This window comes from Clostridium gasigenes (assembly GCF_900104115.1).
GTDB lineage: Bacteria > Bacillota > Clostridia > Clostridiales > Clostridiaceae > Clostridium > Clostridium gasigenes.
In genome coordinates, this window is sequence record NZ_FNJM01000014.1 from 54959 (window position 1) to 72271 (window position 17313).

Below are 17313 nucleotides of genomic sequence, written 5' to 3' on the forward strand. Positions count from 1 at the left end.
ACTTTTTTTTATTCACCATGAACTACGTCTAAATCGGCAAACTTACTGTGTGCGCCTATCCAAGCCATTTTAATTGTTCCAACTGGACCATTTCTTTGCTTAGCTATTATACACTCAGCTGTCCCTCTATCTTCTGATTCTTTATTATAATATTCATCCCTATATAAGAACATAACAACATCAGCATCCTGCTCTATAGATCCAGATTCTCTTAAATCTGAAAGCATAGGTCTATGATCTGCTCTTTGTTCTGGAGCACGTGATAGTTGTGATAATGCAATAACAGGGCATTCCATTTCTTTTGCCAATGCTTTTATGGATCTAGATATTTCTGATACTTCTTGTTGTCTACTTTCAGTATTACTTCCAGACATTAGTTGCAAATAATCTATAAGTATCATATCTATTCCATGTTCCATTTTAATCTTTCTACATTTCGATCTCATTTCCATTACAGATAACCCTGCAGTATCATCTATATATATTTTAGCTTTTGATAATGGTCCAGTAGCCTTTGCTATTCTTTCCCAATCATCATCTTCTAAATTACCAGTTCTAAGTTTCAACATATCCACCCTTGCTTCAGAACAAAGTAGCTTATAAGCTAATTGTTCTCTTGGCATTTCCAGAGAAAATATAACTACACTTTTACCATGTCTTAAAGCTGCTGTTTCAGCTATATTTAATGCAAAAGTTGTTTTACCCATAGATGGTCTTGCTGCAATTAGAATCATTTCACCCTTTTGAAAACCAGAAGTTTTTTCATCTAAATCTTTTATTCCTGAGCCTACCCCTGTAATTTCACCTTTATTATTAAAAAGTCTTTCTATTTCTAAAAAGCCTCTTTCTAACACACTTGAAAGAACCTCATAATCTCCTGAGTTTTTCTTTTCTGCTATGTCAAAAATTTTCTTTTGAGCGCTATCTAATACTTTATCTACATCATCTTGCCCATTATAACTTTCTTCTATTATTTTAGTTGAGGACTTAATTAATCTTCTAAGTAATGATTTTTCCTCTACTATTTTTATATAGGCACTTAAGTTTGCAGTAGTGGGTACTGATGCACTTAGTTCTGATATATATGTTACACCACCAGATTTTTCTAGCATATCTGTTGATTTTAAATACTCTAATATAGTTAATAAATCAACCGCCATATCTTTTTGGAACATTTCTCTTAAAGCTTTATATAAAGCTTTATGCCTATCTCTATAAAAATCTTCTTCTTTTAACTTCTCTAACACCTTAGAAATAGCACTCTTATCTATTATCATAGATCCGATAACAGACTGTTCCGCCTCTGTACTTTGCGGCAAACTTCTCATAGCTGCAGCTTCCATAATGCACCCCCTCTTAATTTATTTAAATTTATTATATGTAAATAATATCACATATATAGGCCTTTTTATAATTTTTCTCATAAAATTAAGCTTCCTTTTTCAAGGAAGCTTAATTCATTTTACTTCTCAAATACTATCTTTAACAATTCGTCTATATGATCTAATGCAATTACATCTATATCATCTAAGCCAAGTGGAATTTCTTTTTCATTAGCTTTTGGAATTGCCACAAGTTTTATGCCTTTTCTTCTTGCTCCATATATTTTTTCAAATATACCTCCTACGGGTTTGATATTACCTCTTAAAGATATTTCCCCGGTAATAGCTATATCTTGTCTTATAGGTTTCTCAAGAAGTGCACTTATTATACATACTGTTATAGCAGCTCCTGCTGAAGGACCATCAATCTTTCCTCCACCAACTACATTTACATGTATATCATAATCTTTAATTTCCTTTTCTGTTATTCTTCTTATAACAGATGCAGCGTTAAAGACTGAATCTTTAGCCATTGAACCTGCAGTATCGTTAAACTTAATAGTTCCAAAGCCTTTCTTTTTAGCTGGGAAAACTACGGCTTCTATTTCTAATGTCGATCCTATGAAACCACTTACTCCTAAGCCATGAACTTGACCTATTTTACTATTATCTATATCTTCTATAATTTCATAAGGTGAATATCTACCAATAGAAATAACCTCTTCTACATCCTTAAGCTTAATTATATTATCTTCTATTGAGTTATCAGTAGTATATAAAGAGTATCCATAAGCATCAGAAAGGATATTTACAGCCTTTCTACCTTCTATGGTATATCTGCTTATAAATTCCGCAACACCATCTTCTAGCTTTACGTTAAGCTTAGTAGATGCGGTTTCTATTATCCCCTCTATATCCTTTGCTGATAATGGCTCAAAGTACACTTCTGTACATCTTGATCTTAATGCAGAATTTATTTGACTTGGAGCCTTAGTAGTTGCTCCAATTAGAACAAAGTCTGCTGGTGCTCCATTATCAAATAAATATTTTATATACCCTGGTGTATTTTCATCATCTGGATCATAGTATGATGATGAAAATGCAACTCTCTTATCTTCTAAAACTTTTAACAGTTTATTTTGAAGAATATCATCAAGTTCACCAATTTCATCTATAAATAAAACTCCACCATGAGCCTCTGTTACAAGTCCTGTTTTAGGTTCAGGAACTCCTATTTCTGCAAGGTCTTTTTTACTACCTTGGTATATAGGATCATGTACTGATCCTAGTAGTGGATTTGTTATTTCTCTTGGATCCCATCTTAATGTAGTTCCATCAACTTCTATAAATTTAGAATCCTCATCAAAAGGAGTAATTGCTAGCTTCTTTGCAGCCTTTAATGCAAGCCTTGCTGCTGAAGTTTTCCCAACCCCCGGTGGCCCATATAAAAGAATATGTTGAGGATACGGAGATGCCATTTTAGATATAAGTGATTTTATAGCTCTACTTTGACCTATTACTTCATCTAAGTTTTCCGGTCTAAGTAAATTCATAACATTCTTATTTATATTCTTTGCATCTAAAGCTTGAAGCCTTTCCAATTTTACATTAGTTTTTTCACTTTCAGGACCTTTTTGCTTTTTAATTATAGAGACCTTTAAGTCATCCATAAATTTATCTTGTCTTTCTGCTAAAGCTTTCTCTACTTCTGTCTCTATTTTAGTTTGAACATATTTTCTTGCTAAATTCTCTGCTATAAAATATATAGTATCCTCTAACAAATCTTTAACATCTTCTTCTGAAGGAATTGTTTTTACACCCTTTCCATCAGAAGCTATTATATTCAACGCATAAACTCTTTCACATATATTAGCAGAATTTACGTACTTTTGAAGTTTAAATCTTACAGTTCTTGCTCTTATTGCACCTTCATCTAAAATATTTTTAAGTATTTGATGTATAACATTCACTTGTGCATCTAATGATAAATCACTGTTTAGTATATCTTCTAAATTCTTTATTTCATCATATGACTTCAAAACTAATCCCCCTTATTATTGCGTAGCAATAATTACTTTCATCTTTGTAGTTACTTCTGGGTATAATTTAATTTCTATCTCATAAGTACCTGCAATTTTTATTGTATCCATTATAACTTTCTTTTTATCAATTTCTAATTTAAATTTTGCATTTATTAATGTAACTACATCTTTATTAGTAATAGCTCCAAATAATTTGCCCTTATCTCCAACCTTAGCTTTTATTGTTATTTCTTTTCCTTTTAACTCACTAGCTAGTTTTTGAGCTGCTTCTAATTCAGCTAATTTTTTCTTTCTTTCATTTTCTTTTTTCGCATTTAATACATGTAAATTATTATCATTAGCTTGCATAGCTAACTTCTTTGGAAATAGGAAATTTCTTGCATATCCATCTGATGCCTCTATTACATCTCCCTTTTTTCCCATATTCTTAACATCTTGTAATAGTATTACCTTCATGTTACTCACCCATCCTTAATTTTTTTGTTATCGCGTCTTTTAACTGCTCTATGGCACTCTCTATTGTTGTGTTTGTCAGTTTGGTTCCCGCCATATTCATATGACCGCCACCACCCATAGCTTCTAATATTATTTGCACATTTATATCTCCAATAGATCTTCCACTTACTATAATTTCATCATTTATTTTTGCTAAAACAAATGAAACTTTTATTCCTGATATACTTAATAGCTCATCCGCTGATCTTGCTACCATAAAAGATTCTTTTAATCTTTCTGGTGCTACTGCAATTGCTATTCCATCTTCTACCTCTGCGGATCTAATAGTATCAGCAATCATTAAATAATCTTCCAAATCATCAGTAAACATCTTTTTAACCTCTATAGTATCCGCTCCTAAACCTCTTAAAAATGATGCTGCATCAAAGGTCCTTACTCCAGCTTTAAAGGAGAAACCTTTTGTATCCATAAATATACCTGCGAGTAGCCCTTCAGCTTCATTTTTAGATAGCTTTGGTTTTTCTACCATATATTGAATAAGCTCTGTTACCATTTCTGCGGTAGATGATGCATATACCTCTATATATGTTAATATAGCGCCTTCTATAATGTCAGGACTCCTTCTGTGATGATCTATAATAACTTTCCTGTGGGCCTTTTCTACAAAGGCTATTTCCTGAGCATAACTTTTATTGTGAACATCAACTACTATAACTAGTGACTTCTCTGTTAGTTGTTTATTTGCTTCTTCTGATGTTATTAGTAAGTTATTATATCTACTATCTTCTTTAATCTTATTCAAATAATATTCTATTGCATTTATATCATTATTTAAGACTATATTACAAGGCTTCCCTAGTTGTCTTACTACAGACGCTATTCCTATAGCTGAACCAAAGCAGTCCATATCTGGACTCTTATGACCCACAATAAAAACATTGCTACTTTCATAAATTAATCCTTTTAACGCATGAGCTATAACTCTAGCCCTTACTCTTGTTCTTTTTTCAATTTCTCTTGTGTTTCCACCGAAAAATATTATTTTATCATTATTCTTTACTGCGGCTTGATCTCCACCTCTACCTAGTGCTAATTCTTTTGCCGCACTAGCAAAGTTATAATTTTCTTGAGGAGATATTCCACCTCTTCCAATTCCAATACTAAGAGTTACTTCTAATTTATTCCCTCTATCAATCTTAGATATACTCTCTAAAATACTAAATTTACACTTAATTTCTTGATTTATATATTTATCTTGAACCGAAAAAACATATTTATTAGTATCATACTTAGTTATCATAGCCTTAAGTTTGTGTGCATATGCATTTATATCTCTTTCAACTTCTGCCACGAGCATAGGTTTATCTGCATCCAATGTAGTCTCTAGTACTTCTACTAAGTTATCGACCTCAATTAATATAATACTTTCTTTTGTAGAATCAACGCTATTAAACTCACTCATATTGTTAAAATATACGGCATATATATTATCTTGATACTGCTTATTATTTATACTAACCTCTTGTGAATATACTTTATATAAGGAATTTTCAATTTTAATCTTTTGATAGAAGTCTTTATCACAATCTATTAATCTAGATAATTCTAAACCTGTAGCAACACTAATTATATTTGCTTCGCTTGCATCTTTTTTTAGAATATCTTCAAACTTAGTATTTTTCCATACAATATCTCCAGCTCTATTTATTAAAACCAAAGGAAATATAAGATTTAACATATTCTCACTTATAGCTTCATCTATATTAAATTTCAACTCTTCTATAGAGCTCTTATGCTTACGTTTATTATTAACTCCACTTAAAATAAATAATATATATATAACTATTAGTATAGAACCTAAAAATACATTATCTATATAATAAAAACTTATACAAGCACCAATAAACATTATTGGTGTTATCACAGGCTTAATATTTTCTAGTTCTTTTTTCATAAAAGCCTCCTACAATCATTGAATTAATGATTTTGCTTTAAATGGCTTTGAAGTTTACTTAAACTTCTACCTTCTTTTTCATATTCATGTCCTTCAGATATTCCAACTTTTAATTTACTCTTCATATCTTCATCAATATCTTTACATGAATATCCTAACTTTTGTCCTAATACATATAATATTAACATAGCTCCAGATATGCAATTTAATATAGAATCCTGTGCTACATTACTACCTTTTGTTAACAAGGTAAAAAACTCACCTATAATACATAAAAGATTGGCTTTTAATTTTTCTATAATTTTTATGTTAGCCATTATATTTAAATCTTCTCTCTTCACCCATTTCACCTCTATTTCAGACACCTTCAAAAAATAATTAATCCATATGTTAGTCTATTTTTGTCCATACTTTGTCGATATAATACACTTATAGAAATACTATCAGTGTATTTCATCTCCTCGCATAATCAAAAAATATACATCTCACGTTGAACTGTTATTTTTTTAGATATCTTAATACCCTTATATATCTATTATAAATTATAAATTATTATTATTGCAACAAATTAATGACCTCAAATATATATATTTATATAATAAAAAACCCCTGACTAATCAGGGGTTCTAATTACTACTCAGTTGTGAATGGTAATAATGCTATATTTCTTGATCTCTTTATAGCTGCTGTAACTTGTCTTTGATGTTTAGCGCAAGTTCCAGAAATTCTTCTTGGAAGTATCTTTCCTCTTTCTGTAACAAACTTTCTTAGCTTATTTATATCTTTATAATCGATATCTACAGCTTTGTCTACGCAGAATGAGCATACTTTTCTCTTAGATCTTCTCATTTTTCCACCAGATCTCTTTACGTCTCTCATGATATTCCCTCCTTAATTAAAAATTTAGACTTATCTTCTTAGAAAGGCATATCCCCGTCATCGACAGGAGTCATATCTTCTTCAAAGTTAGCTCCACCAAATGAATTGTTTGACGGTGCTGAATACTCAGGTTTTGAAGCTCCAAATCCACCATTTGATGAATTTTGATCTCTTCCACTATTAGCATTGCCTCCGATAAAATCAAATGATTCTACAACTACATCAGTTGTATATCTCTTTGTTCCATCTTTAGCTTCATAACTACCAGTTCTGATACTGCCAGTAACTGCTATAGGGCTTCCTTTTGTAAGATATTGTGCTATTATCTCTCCTGTTTTACCAAATGCTATGCAATTAATAAAATCAGTTTCTTCCTTTTTAAACTGTCTTGTTACAGCTAAAGAAAATTTTCCAACGGCAGTTCCGCTGTTAGCTGCAAAGTTTAATTCTGGATCTCTAGTGAGTCTTCCAATAAGCATTACCTTATTCATACAATATCACCTCTTACGCTTCTTTTTTAATTATGATATGTCTTATAACACCATCAGTAATTCTGAATACTCTGTCTAATTCTTTAGGTAATTCAGGATTTGCATTGAAGTGCACTAATGTGTAGTAACCATCGTTAACCTTTGATATTTCATAAGCAAGTTTTCTCTTACCCCAGAAATCTACGTTTTCGATTGTTCCTCCACCATTTTCTATAACACCTTTAAACTTTTCGATGTTTGCTTTAACAGCATCTTCATCTAATGATGGGTGTAATATAAATATAACTTCGTACTTTCTCATCATTTTCACCTCCTCCCCTTGGACTATCGGCCATGCTTTACACAGCAGGGATTACAATTCAATATTTTATCATTTTTTTTAAGATGTTTCAAGTTTTTTTATTTTTATTTTTACATTTTTATTATTTTTTTTGCATCTTTTTGGAATTTACTTCTTGGAAGCATTATTATTCTTGCACATCCAGTACACTTAATCTTTATATCCGCCCCAAGTCTAATTACCTCAAACTCTTTGCTACCACAAGGATGTTGCTTTTTCATTTCAACAATATCGCCTAGATCAAAGCTATCTACCATTATTACCCCTCCATTCCATTAATATTTTAACTAAATTTTTTTTTATTATTTCTCTATTTGTCTAAATCTATTTCCTTTTTAATATTTATTATTTGTGTCTTAGGATAAGGAATTTCTATTCCACACTCATCTAATGCAAATTTAATATCTTTTCTTAGTTTTCTTTCCATCTCCCATTGACTTAAAGGCTTTGCCCTACCAATAATTCTAATAGTTACTCCCGCTGCATTTAATGCTGTTACTCCTAACACATCAATTTTTCCTCTTAAATCCTCTTTATATTTTTCCTCAAATTTAAGACAAACCTTCTTTATCAAGTCTAATGCATTATCTACATTTTCTTCATATGCTATTTCTACATCTACACTAAACCTTATATCCCCTCTAGAATGATTTGTAACCTCTAATATCGATCCATTAGTTACAGTGTATACATCGCCTGTAAACCCTCTTAATATAGTGGTCCTAATGCCTATTCCTTCTACTATACCTTCATATCGCCCTAAAGTTACATGATCTCCAACACCATATTGGTCCTCAAATAATATAAAGAAACCATTAATTAAATCTTTAACTAAACTCTGAGCCCCAATACCAATTGCAAATCCCCCAACTGCTAATATTTCTCCGGAAACCTTGAAATTACTAAAAATGATGGTTGAAAATCCAGAAAAATAAATTCCATATTTTAGAGCGCTTTTTAAAACAGATGCAATAGTTATTGCCTTTTGTTCATTCATAGAAAAACTTAGTTTACTTTTAACTTGTTTCTCTACAAATTTATTTATTATTGCATCTCCAATTTTAATTCCTATCCACATTGCCAAAAGAATAAAAATCACTTTAATACTTTTACCTATAATAATTTCTATCTTGTCCCAGTCTAATGCTATACTTGACCCTCCAGCTTCTGCTTTTTCAAATGTGAAAATGCCTATTTTATTAACCATCATTAAATTACTATACATACTTTCTCCTCTTAATAACTTTATTTAGATGATAGCTTTATTTAGATAACTTTATAACCTCATTTAGATAATCTTATTGTATCTATCTTCTTTTCTCTCATATATACTTTTAAATTCAATAATTTTATCATTAATTATATTATCTATTTTATTTCTATCTTCAATTCTTACACATATGCCACAACTTTGTGTAATTATAGTTGGTGTTGGCATTATTCTTAATACTATATTTTTTTCTTCCAGCTTTTTTTCTGCACTCATGGCATCGTAAGTATTTTTAAAAACAATTATAAAATAACTCATTCTTTCCTCCTTATATAATTTATATATAACATATAAATTTATCTATGCTAATTATATTATAACTTTTTCTATATTAAAATACCTATACATAGTAAAAATAACTATTTTCATTAAAATGATGCATTTATTATTGCATTATTTTATAATTAATCTATTATGTTTTTAAAGGTATTATTCTAACCACTTATAATAAATATATTAATACTTATTTATTATAAAATTTAACGTCTTAAAGGAGATTTTATGGATATATATTTAGATAACGCAAGTACAACTTTCCCTAAACCTAAATTAGTTGCCGACTCCATGTACAATTTTCTAACTAATATAGGTGGTAACTCTGGTAGGTCCAATCATTCTAATTCGTTAAAAGCTAATCGTATATTATATGACACCCGTGAATCATTAGCTAATTTTTTTAATTTTGACTGTCCAGCTAATGTTATTTTTACAAATAATATTACAACATCACTAAATACATTACTTAACGGAATTCTTAAACCAGGTGATCATGTTATCACATCTTCTATGGAACATAACTCCGTTATTAGACCTTTATATCAACTTAAAGAACAGTTAAATATTGAGATTGATATTGTAGCTGCAAATATTGAAGGCTTTATTAATTCTAATGATATTTTAAAGTCAATTAAACCTAATACAAAGTTGGTTGTATTAAGTCAAGCTTCAAATGTTACAGGTAGTATTCAACCTATAAAAGAAATAGGCAATATTTGTAAGCTTAAAGGCATATTTTTTATACTTGATAGTGCTCAAGGTGCAGGCGTATTGAAAACCGATTTTAAAGAAATGAATTTAAGTGCATTAGCTTTTGCAGGCCACAAAAGTCTATTTGGACCTCAAGGAATTGGGGGTTTTATTATAGATGATAATTTGAATCAAGTATGTAAACCTCTTATAGTTGGGGGCACTGGAAGTTTATCTCATTCTATATCTCAACCAGATTTTTTGCCTGATAAATTTGAATCAGGAACCCTTAATATTCCTGGTATAGTCGGCTTATATGAAGGTATTAATTTTATTAATACCGAAGGTTTAGATTCTATTTATGAACATAATAAGTATCTTCATTCATACTTTATTAAAGAACTTTTAAATATCGATGATATAACTTTTTATGGAGATAAAACAGCATTAAATTCTACTACCTGTATTTCATTTAATATTAACAATATGGATACATCCGAATTATCTTTTGAGCTTGATAATACTTATGGAATAAAAAACAGATCTGGATTACACTGTGCTCCTCTTGCGCATGAAACAGTAGGTAGTTATCCCAGCGGCAGTATCAGGCTTAGTGTTAGCTATTTCAATAAAAAATCAGAACTAGATTATACTTTAAAGGCTATATCTGATATTGCTAAAAACAGGTTTAAAATTTAAACTATATTTATACAATTAATTTTATATCGCTTTAATTTATTTTTTGAATATCCCTTATATACATGAATAGTAGCTTTCTTTATTGTCAATAATTTCAATAAAGGAGGTTTTTGTATGAATACATGTTTTTCAGTAGATTCAACATCACCCAACTCTTATTCAGAAGTTAGGGATTTTCTTTATATAAAGTTAAACGATATTCTAAAGGAAAATAGGCCTATAGTGTTTATTTGCATTGGAACAGATAGATCTACAGGTGATTCACTTGGGCCCCTAGTAGGATATAAGTTGAAATTTCTATCACTAAATAACATCCATGTTTATGGTTGTTTAGAGAGCCCAGTTCATTCTAAAAATCTTATAGATGTATTAAATAAAGTTAATTTGCAATTTAATAATCCTTATATTATAGCCATAGATGCATCTTTAGGAAGTCTACATAATATTGGTAAAGTTTTCATTGAAGAAGGTCCATTATATCCAGGATTAGCACTAAATAAAGATTTACCACCAGTTGGTGATCTTAGTATAACTGGGATTGTGAATATTTCTGGAAATTTTGAATTTATGGTCCTCCAAAATACTAGACTTTATACAGTGATGGCCTTAGCTGATTGTATCTCAAACGGTATTTATCATTTTATACTAAAATCATTAGGATCTAATAATAAACATTTTAATAATTCCTTAGAAAATATACATTTTTTATAAAATTTGAATGCTGTGCTATCTCATTTAAATGTATTATTTTTTCAAATTTGTAATAAAAAAAGTGCCACATAATTTAATGTGACACTTTTTATTTTATTATTTATTTATTGCTTCATTTAAAACATGAATTTCTTCTTCTGATAAGTCATATCTCGATATGCCTTTGTCTACAGGTTTAGCATAAGTAGTGCTATCATTTCTTGCATATATTCCAGTTATTAATACGCCATCATTATAATCATCTAATATTGCAATTGAAAAACTTAAATCACTTCCGATATCCTCAAAAGCCTTATATCTCATTATAGCGACTTTATTAACACAACTTCTAAGTTCTTCTTTTAGATTTTTGCATTCTTCTAATGATTTCTCAGAATTTGTTACTGCTCCTTCTATTTCATCCACTTTAGATGTTATATATGCTTCTAAATTTTTATTATTTACCCCTCTCATCATTTTTCTATATTTTTTTTCTAGCTTATTTACTGAATTTATCAGTATAATAACAATTACAAATAGTAAAATAGTAATTATTGTTAATCCTATAACTATAAACGTTGAATATTCATTTATCATTTTCATTATATTCTCCAATTCAAATTTCATCCTTTCAAAAAAATGTTTCACGTGAAACATTTTAAATTTATGTCTTTATTTTTTTGTCTAAAAAATTATAATTTTCATTTCACAAATTGTTTCACGTGAAACATTATAAATTTATAATTTCTAGTATTCTTTGTAAATCCTCTTCTGAATAATATTCAATTTGAATCTTACCCTTATTGTTTTTGCTATTAATGTTAACTTTAGTCCCAAAATAATTTTCTAATCTATTGGTTATATCTTTATAATATGGATTGTTAAGTTCTCTTGGTTGTACAATATCTACCTTTTCTTTGTTTAAATATTTAACAATTGTTTCTAGTTCCCTAACTGATAATTTTTCATCTATTACTTTTTGAGCAATTTCATATTGTAAGTTATTATCACTTATTGCTAATAAGACTCTTCCATGACCTTCGCTAATAACACTATCTATAATATATTGTTGAACACTCTCATTCAAATTCATCAATCTCATAGTGTTAGTAATTGAAACCCTCGATTTACCTATTCGTTTACTTAATTCTTCTTGAGTTAAACTAAATTCACTTAATAATCTTTTATAAGCGATAGCTTCTTCAATAGGATTTAAATTTTCTCTCTGAATATTTTCAATTAAAGATATTTCCAATACTTGTTTATCCGTTAAGTCCATAACTACTGCGGGAACTTCTTTAAGTGCAAGCAACTTAGCCGCTCTCCATCTTCTTTCTCCTGCAACTATTATATAATTTTCTTTATCTTTTCTTAGTATTATAGGTTGCACTATTCCATGATGTTTAATAGATTCTGCTAATTCAGCTATTTTTTCATCATCAAAAGCTTTTCTCGGTTGATTCTCATTACTTTTAATTAAATTAATTGAAATAAACATTTCACTATTATTTTTCTTTTCCTTTGGTTCTAATTCATCTGGAATTAGAGCACCTAATCCTTTTCCAAGCACAAATTTTTTACTCATAATTCTATCTCACCTTCTGCCTATTTAAAAATTCTTTTGTTAATGCATTGTATGCAGCTGCGCCTTTACACTTCTCATCATATAACATTATTGGCAAACCAAAACTCGGAGCTTCTGCCAGCCTAATATTTCTTGACACTGTGGTTGTATAAACTTTATCTTTAAAAAACTTTTTAACTTCTTCATATACTTCATTACTTAAATTGGTTCTATAATCATACATAGTCATAATTACGCCTTCAATTTCTAAATCTTTATTTAAAGATTTTTTAACTAACTGAAGTGTATTCATAAGTTGGCCTACACCTTCTAATGCATAGAATTCACATTGTATTGGTATCAATACAGATTCTACTGATGTTAATGCATTTATAGTAAGTACTCCTAATGATGGAGGACAATCAATAAATACAAAATCAAAGTCATCTTCAACTTCCTTTAGTTTGTTTAATAATATAGTTTCTCTATTCTCTTTAGCTATTATCTCAACTTCTGCTCCCGCTAATTCCATAGTTGATGGTGCAATAAATAAATTTTGTACTAATTCACTCTTTAACATAACATCTTTAATCGATACATCAGAAGTCATTACATCATACATTGATAATTCTAGATTTCTTTTATCTAGCCCTAACCCACTCGTTGTATTTCCTTGAGGATCTATATCTATTGTTAATACTCTATATCCTTCCATTGCTAAATACGCACAAAGATTAATATTAGTTGTTGTTTTACCTACTCCGCCCTTTTGATTGAAAACGCAAATTCTCTTCATAATATAGCTCTAATAATAGAGCTTCACCCCCTTCTCTATTAACATTATATATATTTTTATTACATATTAAAAGGTAAACAAAGCAGAAATGTATATAATTTAATATTTTTTTAAGTTATTTTTAAAAAATAATATTTAAAAATAAAAAAATAGCGATAATTATAAATTATCGCTATTTTATATAAATTTAATATACTTAAATATTAAATAATAAATTTAATTACTTTCTATTATTTTTAGGTATTAAAACTGTAATTTCTATACAATCCTCGGAATCTTTGAACTTATATTCTGCCGGTATATTGCATTTGTCAAATACTTGCTTAATTGTATTTATATACAGTTTGGCTGGGAAAATAGTTTTTACTTTTTTCTTATTTCTCTCATTAAGTTGTTCTCCTGCTAGCTTAAGTAATTCCTTATTAATTAATTCCTCTGTATTTTTAACATTTAGACCATCTTTTACTACTATTTGAACAACTTTATTTTGCAATTCTTCATTCGGTAGTAAAAGTAATGCTCTCGCGTGTCTTTCTGTTAATTTATTTTCAACACAAATATTTCTTATATTTATGCTTAATTTAAGAAGTCTTAACTTATTTGCTATAGTTGATTGTTTTTTACCCATTCTTTTTGCTAATTCATCTTGAGTAAATTTATGGTCGTGAATAAGATTATAATATGCTTCAGATTCTTCCATGAAATTTAAATCTTCTCTTTGAAGGTTCTCCAATAAGGCAATTTCAGCTGATTGAGTATCTGTAATGTCTATTACATTACACGGAATATATTCTAATTCAGCAATTCTAGCAGCTCTCCATCGTCTCTCTCCAGCAACTAATTCAAATTTTTCTCCCCTTTTTCTAACTGTTATTGGCTGAATAATTCCATATTGTTTTATCGACTCAGATAATTCTATTAAAGCTTCTTCATTAAAGAATTTTCTTGGTTGATAAGTATTAGGAAAAATACTACCAACATTTATACTTATAATTTCTTTATTCATATGCACCCAACCATCCCTCATCTTTTCTTAATTTAAACATCATTTTATCTATATTTTAACAATTCTATTTTATTCTTTTAATTCCTCTTTTTTTACATTTTTATCGTAAGACAAATTATTCATTAAAGTAATTAATCATTACATATTAATATATTTTTCCCAATATTTTGTTTATTTTTGCTCATTTCGTAGAATAAATAAGCGTAAAATATATCTTTTATTTAAGAGGATCTTTATTTATGCTACCAGCTTTTCTCGGATATAGCTTTGAACATAGCTTTATCTTCTTAATTTCTACTATATTATGCCTTAAATCAGTGTCTTCGATATTAACTTCTATAACTCTTTGAAGTTCCCCTCCTAATATTTTTATAGCAGCCTTTCCATTCTTAAGTTCTTCTACTATAGAAGGTCCTTTAAGCGCTACAAAATATCCTTTAACTTTTACATATGGCATGCAAAATTCAGTAAGCACAGCCATATTAGCTACAGCTCTTGATGTCGCTACATCAAATTTTTCTCTTAATTCAACTTTTCTAGCTCCATCTTCTGCTCTTGCATGTATTGTTGTTACATTAGTTAACCCAAGCTCATTAACAACTGTATTTAAGAAATTAACCCTTTTATTTAAAGAGTCTAATAATGTTACCTTGATCTTAGGATTCATTATTGCAATAGGAATACCTGGAAACCCCGCCCCAGTTCCAACATCTATTACTGTCTTAGCCTCTCTAATTGGTTTAGATTTAAATGCTTTAATACAATCTATAAAATGTTTTTTTATTACGTCTTCATCTTCTATAATTGTAGTTAAATTAACTTTTTCATTCCACTCTTGAAGCAGTCTCATATATTTAATAAACTGGTTATATTGATATTCTGATAACTCTAAATCAGCTTCTGTAGATGCACTTTTCATTAATTCATAAAATTCCATATTGCACTCCTTAATTATTACTATTCATTTTACGCTTATTCTCTAAATATATTAATAACACTGATATATCAGCTGGAGATACCCCTGATATTCTTGATGCCTGCCCTATACTTATTGGCTTTATACTAGAAAGCTTTTGTATTGCTTCTATTCTTAATCCCCTAATCTCACTATAATCAATACTTTCATCTAATAATTTCTTTTCAAATTTTCTAAACTTATTTACTTGTTCTAACTGATTCGTTATATAACCTTCATATTTAGCTATTATATTAATTTGTTCCCCTATATCATCTGATTGCACAGGTCTATTTGGATCTAAGGCTGATAAACTAAAATAATCTACTTCCGGCCTTTTAATTAATTCATAGAACTTTATAGGTTTCTTTAATTCACTAGAACCAATTGAAATTAAATACTCATTAACCTCTTTTTTACCAGTGACTTGTAAACTCTTTACTCTATCTAATTCAGTTTCAACATTATTTTTTCTTTCTAGATATTTATCATATCTATCTTCTGTAACAAGACCTACTTTATAACCGATATCTGTTAATCTAAAATCAGCATTATCTTGTCTTAATAACAGTCTATACTCTGCTCTAGACGTCATCATTCTATAAGGTTCATTAGTGCCTTTTGTCACTAAATCATCTATTAAAACGCCTATATACCCATCAGAACGTGTTAGTATAAGTTCTTCTTTCCCTTGAACGTTTAAAGCTGCATTAATTCCTGCTACTATACCTTGTGATGCTGCTTCTTCATATCCTGAACTTCCATTTAATTGACCTGCGCCATAAAGACCTTTAATACTCTTAAATTCTAGTGTAGGTTTTAATTGAGTTGGATCAATGGAATCATATTCAATTGCATAAGCAGTTCTCATTATTTCCACATTTTCTAATCCCTCTAATGTTCTTAACATCTTAACTTGAACGTCTTCTGGTAAAGATGAAGACATTCCACCAATATACATTTCTAAAGTGTCTTCACCCTCTGGTTCTACAAATATTTGATGTCTTGGTTTATCCTTAAATCTCATAACCTTATCTTCTATTGACGGACAATATCTAGGTCCTACCCCTTCAATTAACCCATTATACATAGGTGATCTTGAGATATTTTCTTCAATTATTCTATGAGTTTCTGAATTTGTATAAGTTAACCAACAAGAAACTTGCTCTCTATTTATATTTTTACTCATAAATGAAAAAGGCACTATCTTCTCATCTCCCGGTTGCTCAATCATCTTTGAAAAATCAACCGATCTCATATTTATTCTTGCTGGGGTTCCAGTCTTAAACCTTCTTAAAGAAATCCCTAAATCTATTAACGACTGTGATAATTCATTAGCAGCTGATAATCCATTAGGTCCACTGTTATACGTTACGTCACCTATTATTATTCTTGATCTTAAATAAGTTCCTGTAGTTAATACAACTGACTTACAATTAAAAATGCCTCCATTTTTAGTAACTATCCCAACTACATTACCTTCTTCAACCTGTAATTCTGTAACTTCTAATTGTCTTACTTGAAGGTTCTCTTGACTTTCTAAAACATTCTTCATTCTATCTTGATACTTTTTCTTATCAGCTTGTGCTCTCAATGAATGTACCGCTGGTCCCTTAGATAAATTTAGCATTCTAGATTGGATAAATGTATTATCAATATTAATTGCCATTTCTCCACCTAATGCATCTACTTCTCTAACTAAATGACCTTTGGCAGTACCTCCAATATTAGGATTACAAGGCATCATTGCAATAGAATCAAGATTAATTGTGCATATCATTGTTTTTAATCCCATTCTAGAAGCTGCAAGTGCAGCTTCACACCCAGCATGACCTGCCCCAACTACTATTACATCATATTCTCCTGCATTATATTTCATAATT

The 17313-nt window shown here is 29.5% G+C and carries 19 protein-coding genes; 2 read left to right on the forward strand and 17 right to left on the reverse strand.

Annotation, left to right across the window (positions count from 1 at the left end; genetic code table 11):
* Positions 1-8 precede the first annotated feature (8 nt).
* The 11 genes from BLS77_RS16180 to BLS77_RS16230 form a co-directional block, all read right to left on the reverse strand.
* A complete protein-coding gene (locus BLS77_RS16180; RefSeq protein ID WP_089972154.1) occupies positions 9-1343 on the reverse strand; it encodes a replicative DNA helicase in 1335 nt (444 codons plus the stop codon).
* A gap of 119 nt (positions 1344-1462) precedes the next feature.
* Positions 1463-3361 (reverse strand): Lon family ATP-dependent protease, encoded by a 1899-nt coding sequence (lonC, locus tag BLS77_RS16185; protein ID WP_089972156.1) that lies wholly within the window; start codon positions 3359-3361, stop codon positions 1463-1465.
* A gap of 15 nt (positions 3362-3376) precedes the next feature.
* On the reverse strand, positions 3377-3820 hold the full coding sequence (gene rplI / locus BLS77_RS16190) for a 50S ribosomal protein L9 (protein ID WP_089972158.1): 444 nt from the start codon (positions 3818-3820) through the stop codon (positions 3377-3379).
* 1 nt (position 3821) lies between these two features.
* Positions 3822-5774 (reverse strand): DHH family phosphoesterase, encoded by a 1953-nt coding sequence (locus BLS77_RS16195; protein ID WP_089972160.1) that lies wholly within the window; start codon positions 5772-5774, stop codon positions 3822-3824.
* Positions 5775-5797: 23 nt separating this feature from the next.
* Positions 5798-6115, reverse strand: a complete 318-nt coding sequence (locus BLS77_RS16200) for a MazG-like family protein (RefSeq protein ID WP_089972162.1) — start codon at positions 6113-6115, stop codon at positions 5798-5800.
* A 292-nt stretch (positions 6116-6407) separates the two neighbouring features.
* Positions 6408-6653 (reverse strand): 30S ribosomal protein S18, encoded by a 246-nt coding sequence (rpsR, locus tag BLS77_RS16205; RefSeq protein WP_089972165.1) that lies wholly within the window; start codon positions 6651-6653, stop codon positions 6408-6410.
* A gap of 38 nt (positions 6654-6691) precedes the next feature.
* Positions 6692-7144, reverse strand: coding sequence for a single-stranded DNA-binding protein (locus BLS77_RS16210; RefSeq protein WP_089972167.1), 453 nt, complete (start codon positions 7142-7144; stop codon positions 6692-6694).
* Positions 7145-7157: 13 nt separating this feature from the next.
* Positions 7158-7445: a 30S ribosomal protein S6 gene (gene rpsF, locus BLS77_RS16215; protein WP_089972169.1), complete on the reverse strand. Its 288-nt coding sequence runs from the start codon at positions 7443-7445 to the stop codon at positions 7158-7160.
* 110 nt (positions 7446-7555) lie between these two features.
* Positions 7556-7741: a DUF951 domain-containing protein gene (locus BLS77_RS16220; RefSeq protein WP_089972171.1), complete on the reverse strand. Its 186-nt coding sequence runs from the start codon at positions 7739-7741 to the stop codon at positions 7556-7558.
* A 53-nt stretch (positions 7742-7794) separates the two neighbouring features.
* Positions 7795-8709 carry a mechanosensitive ion channel family protein gene (locus BLS77_RS16225; protein ID WP_242874005.1) on the reverse strand — a complete coding sequence of 305 codons (915 nt, stop codon included), beginning with the start codon at positions 8707-8709 and terminating at the stop codon, positions 7795-7797.
* A gap of 63 nt (positions 8710-8772) precedes the next feature.
* Entirely contained in the window at positions 8773-9012 is a 240-nt protein-coding gene (locus BLS77_RS16230) for a putative Se/S carrier protein (protein ID WP_089972174.1), read from the reverse strand.
* A gap of 243 nt (positions 9013-9255) precedes the next feature.
* Here BLS77_RS16230 and BLS77_RS16235 point away from each other — a divergent pair, with 243 nt between their 5' ends.
* A complete protein-coding gene (locus BLS77_RS16235; RefSeq protein ID WP_089972175.1) occupies positions 9256-10419 on the forward strand; it encodes an aminotransferase class V-fold PLP-dependent enzyme in 1164 nt (387 codons plus the stop codon).
* Between the two features lie 114 nt (positions 10420-10533).
* Positions 10534-11130, forward strand: a complete 597-nt coding sequence (gene yyaC / locus BLS77_RS16240) for a spore protease YyaC (protein ID WP_089972178.1) — start codon at positions 10534-10536, stop codon at positions 11128-11130.
* Positions 11131-11226: 96 nt separating this feature from the next.
* Here yyaC and BLS77_RS16245 read toward each other — a convergent pair whose 3' ends face one another.
* From BLS77_RS16245 to mnmG, 6 genes are all read right to left on the reverse strand, one after another.
* Positions 11227-11712, reverse strand: coding sequence for a DUF4446 family protein (locus tag BLS77_RS16245; protein WP_423231039.1), 486 nt, complete (start codon positions 11710-11712; stop codon positions 11227-11229).
* A 127-nt stretch (positions 11713-11839) separates the two neighbouring features.
* Positions 11840-12694, reverse strand: coding sequence for a ParB/RepB/Spo0J family partition protein (locus BLS77_RS16250; protein ID WP_089972180.1), 855 nt, complete (start codon positions 12692-12694; stop codon positions 11840-11842).
* Positions 12695-12698: 4 nt separating this feature from the next.
* On the reverse strand, positions 12699-13469 hold the full coding sequence (locus tag BLS77_RS16255; RefSeq protein WP_089972181.1) for a ParA family protein: 771 nt from the start codon (positions 13467-13469) through the stop codon (positions 12699-12701).
* A 220-nt stretch (positions 13470-13689) separates the two neighbouring features.
* Positions 13690-14475: a ParB/RepB/Spo0J family partition protein gene (locus BLS77_RS16260; RefSeq protein WP_089972226.1), complete on the reverse strand. Its 786-nt coding sequence runs from the start codon at positions 14473-14475 to the stop codon at positions 13690-13692.
* Between the two features lie 217 nt (positions 14476-14692).
* The gene (gene rsmG, locus BLS77_RS16265) at positions 14693-15412 is read right to left on the reverse strand and encodes a 16S rRNA (guanine(527)-N(7))-methyltransferase RsmG (RefSeq protein WP_089972184.1); all 720 of its coding nucleotides are present in this window, start codon (positions 15410-15412) and stop codon (positions 14693-14695) included.
* Positions 15413-15422: 10 nt separating this feature from the next.
* Positions 15423-17309: a tRNA uridine-5-carboxymethylaminomethyl(34) synthesis enzyme MnmG gene (gene mnmG / locus BLS77_RS16270; RefSeq protein WP_089972185.1), complete on the reverse strand. Its 1887-nt coding sequence runs from the start codon at positions 17307-17309 to the stop codon at positions 15423-15425.
* Positions 17310-17313: the final 4 nt, after the last annotated feature.

Excerpts from the sequence above, each read along its gene's own strand:
- BLS77_RS16255 (WP_089972181.1), bottom strand. The coding sequence starts at position 13,469 with ATGAAGAGAATTTGCGTTTTCAATCAAAAGGGCGGAGTAGGTAAAACA.
- rpsF (WP_089972169.1), bottom strand. The coding sequence starts at position 7,445 with ATGAGAAAGTACGAAGTTATATTTATATTACACCCATCATTAGATGAA.
- BLS77_RS16210 (WP_089972167.1), bottom strand. The coding sequence starts at position 7,144 with ATGAATAAGGTAATGCTTATTGGAAGACTCACTAGAGATCCAGAATTA.
- BLS77_RS16225 (WP_242874005.1), bottom strand. The coding sequence starts at position 8,709 with ATGTATAGTAATTTAATGATGGTTAATAAAATAGGCATTTTCACATTT.
- rpsR (WP_089972165.1), bottom strand. The coding sequence starts at position 6,653 with ATGAGAGACGTAAAGAGATCTGGTGGAAAAATGAGAAGATCTAAGAGA.
- rplI (WP_089972158.1), bottom strand. The coding sequence starts at position 3,820 with ATGAAGGTAATACTATTACAAGATGTTAAGAATATGGGAAAAAAGGGA.
- BLS77_RS16235 (WP_089972175.1), top strand. The coding sequence starts at position 9,256 with ATGGATATATATTTAGATAACGCAAGTACAACTTTCCCTAAACCTAAA.
- BLS77_RS16260 (WP_089972226.1), bottom strand. The coding sequence starts at position 14,475 with ATGAATAAAGAAATTATAAGTATAAATGTTGGTAGTATTTTTCCTAAT.
- BLS77_RS16180 (WP_089972154.1), bottom strand. The coding sequence starts at position 1,343 with ATGGAAGCTGCAGCTATGAGAAGTTTGCCGCAAAGTACAGAGGCGGAA.
- BLS77_RS16230 (WP_089972174.1), bottom strand. The coding sequence starts at position 9,012 with ATGAGTTATTTTATAATTGTTTTTAAAAATACTTACGATGCCATGAGT.
- yyaC (WP_089972178.1), top strand. The coding sequence starts at position 10,534 with ATGAATACATGTTTTTCAGTAGATTCAACATCACCCAACTCTTATTCA.
- BLS77_RS16250 (WP_089972180.1), bottom strand. The coding sequence starts at position 12,694 with ATGAGTAAAAAATTTGTGCTTGGAAAAGGATTAGGTGCTCTAATTCCA.
- BLS77_RS16245 (WP_423231039.1), bottom strand. The coding sequence starts at position 11,712 with ATGAAAATGATAAATGAATATTCAACGTTTATAGTTATAGGATTAACA.
- BLS77_RS16195 (WP_089972160.1), bottom strand. The coding sequence starts at position 5,774 with ATGAAAAAAGAACTAGAAAATATTAAGCCTGTGATAACACCAATAATG.
- mnmG (WP_089972185.1), bottom strand. The coding sequence starts at position 17,309 with ATGAAATATAATGCAGGAGAATATGATGTAATAGTAGTTGGGGCAGGT.
- rsmG (WP_089972184.1), bottom strand. The coding sequence starts at position 15,412 with ATGGAATTTTATGAATTAATGAAAAGTGCATCTACAGAAGCTGATTTA.
- BLS77_RS16220 (WP_089972171.1), bottom strand. The coding sequence starts at position 7,741 with ATGGTAGATAGCTTTGATCTAGGCGATATTGTTGAAATGAAAAAGCAA.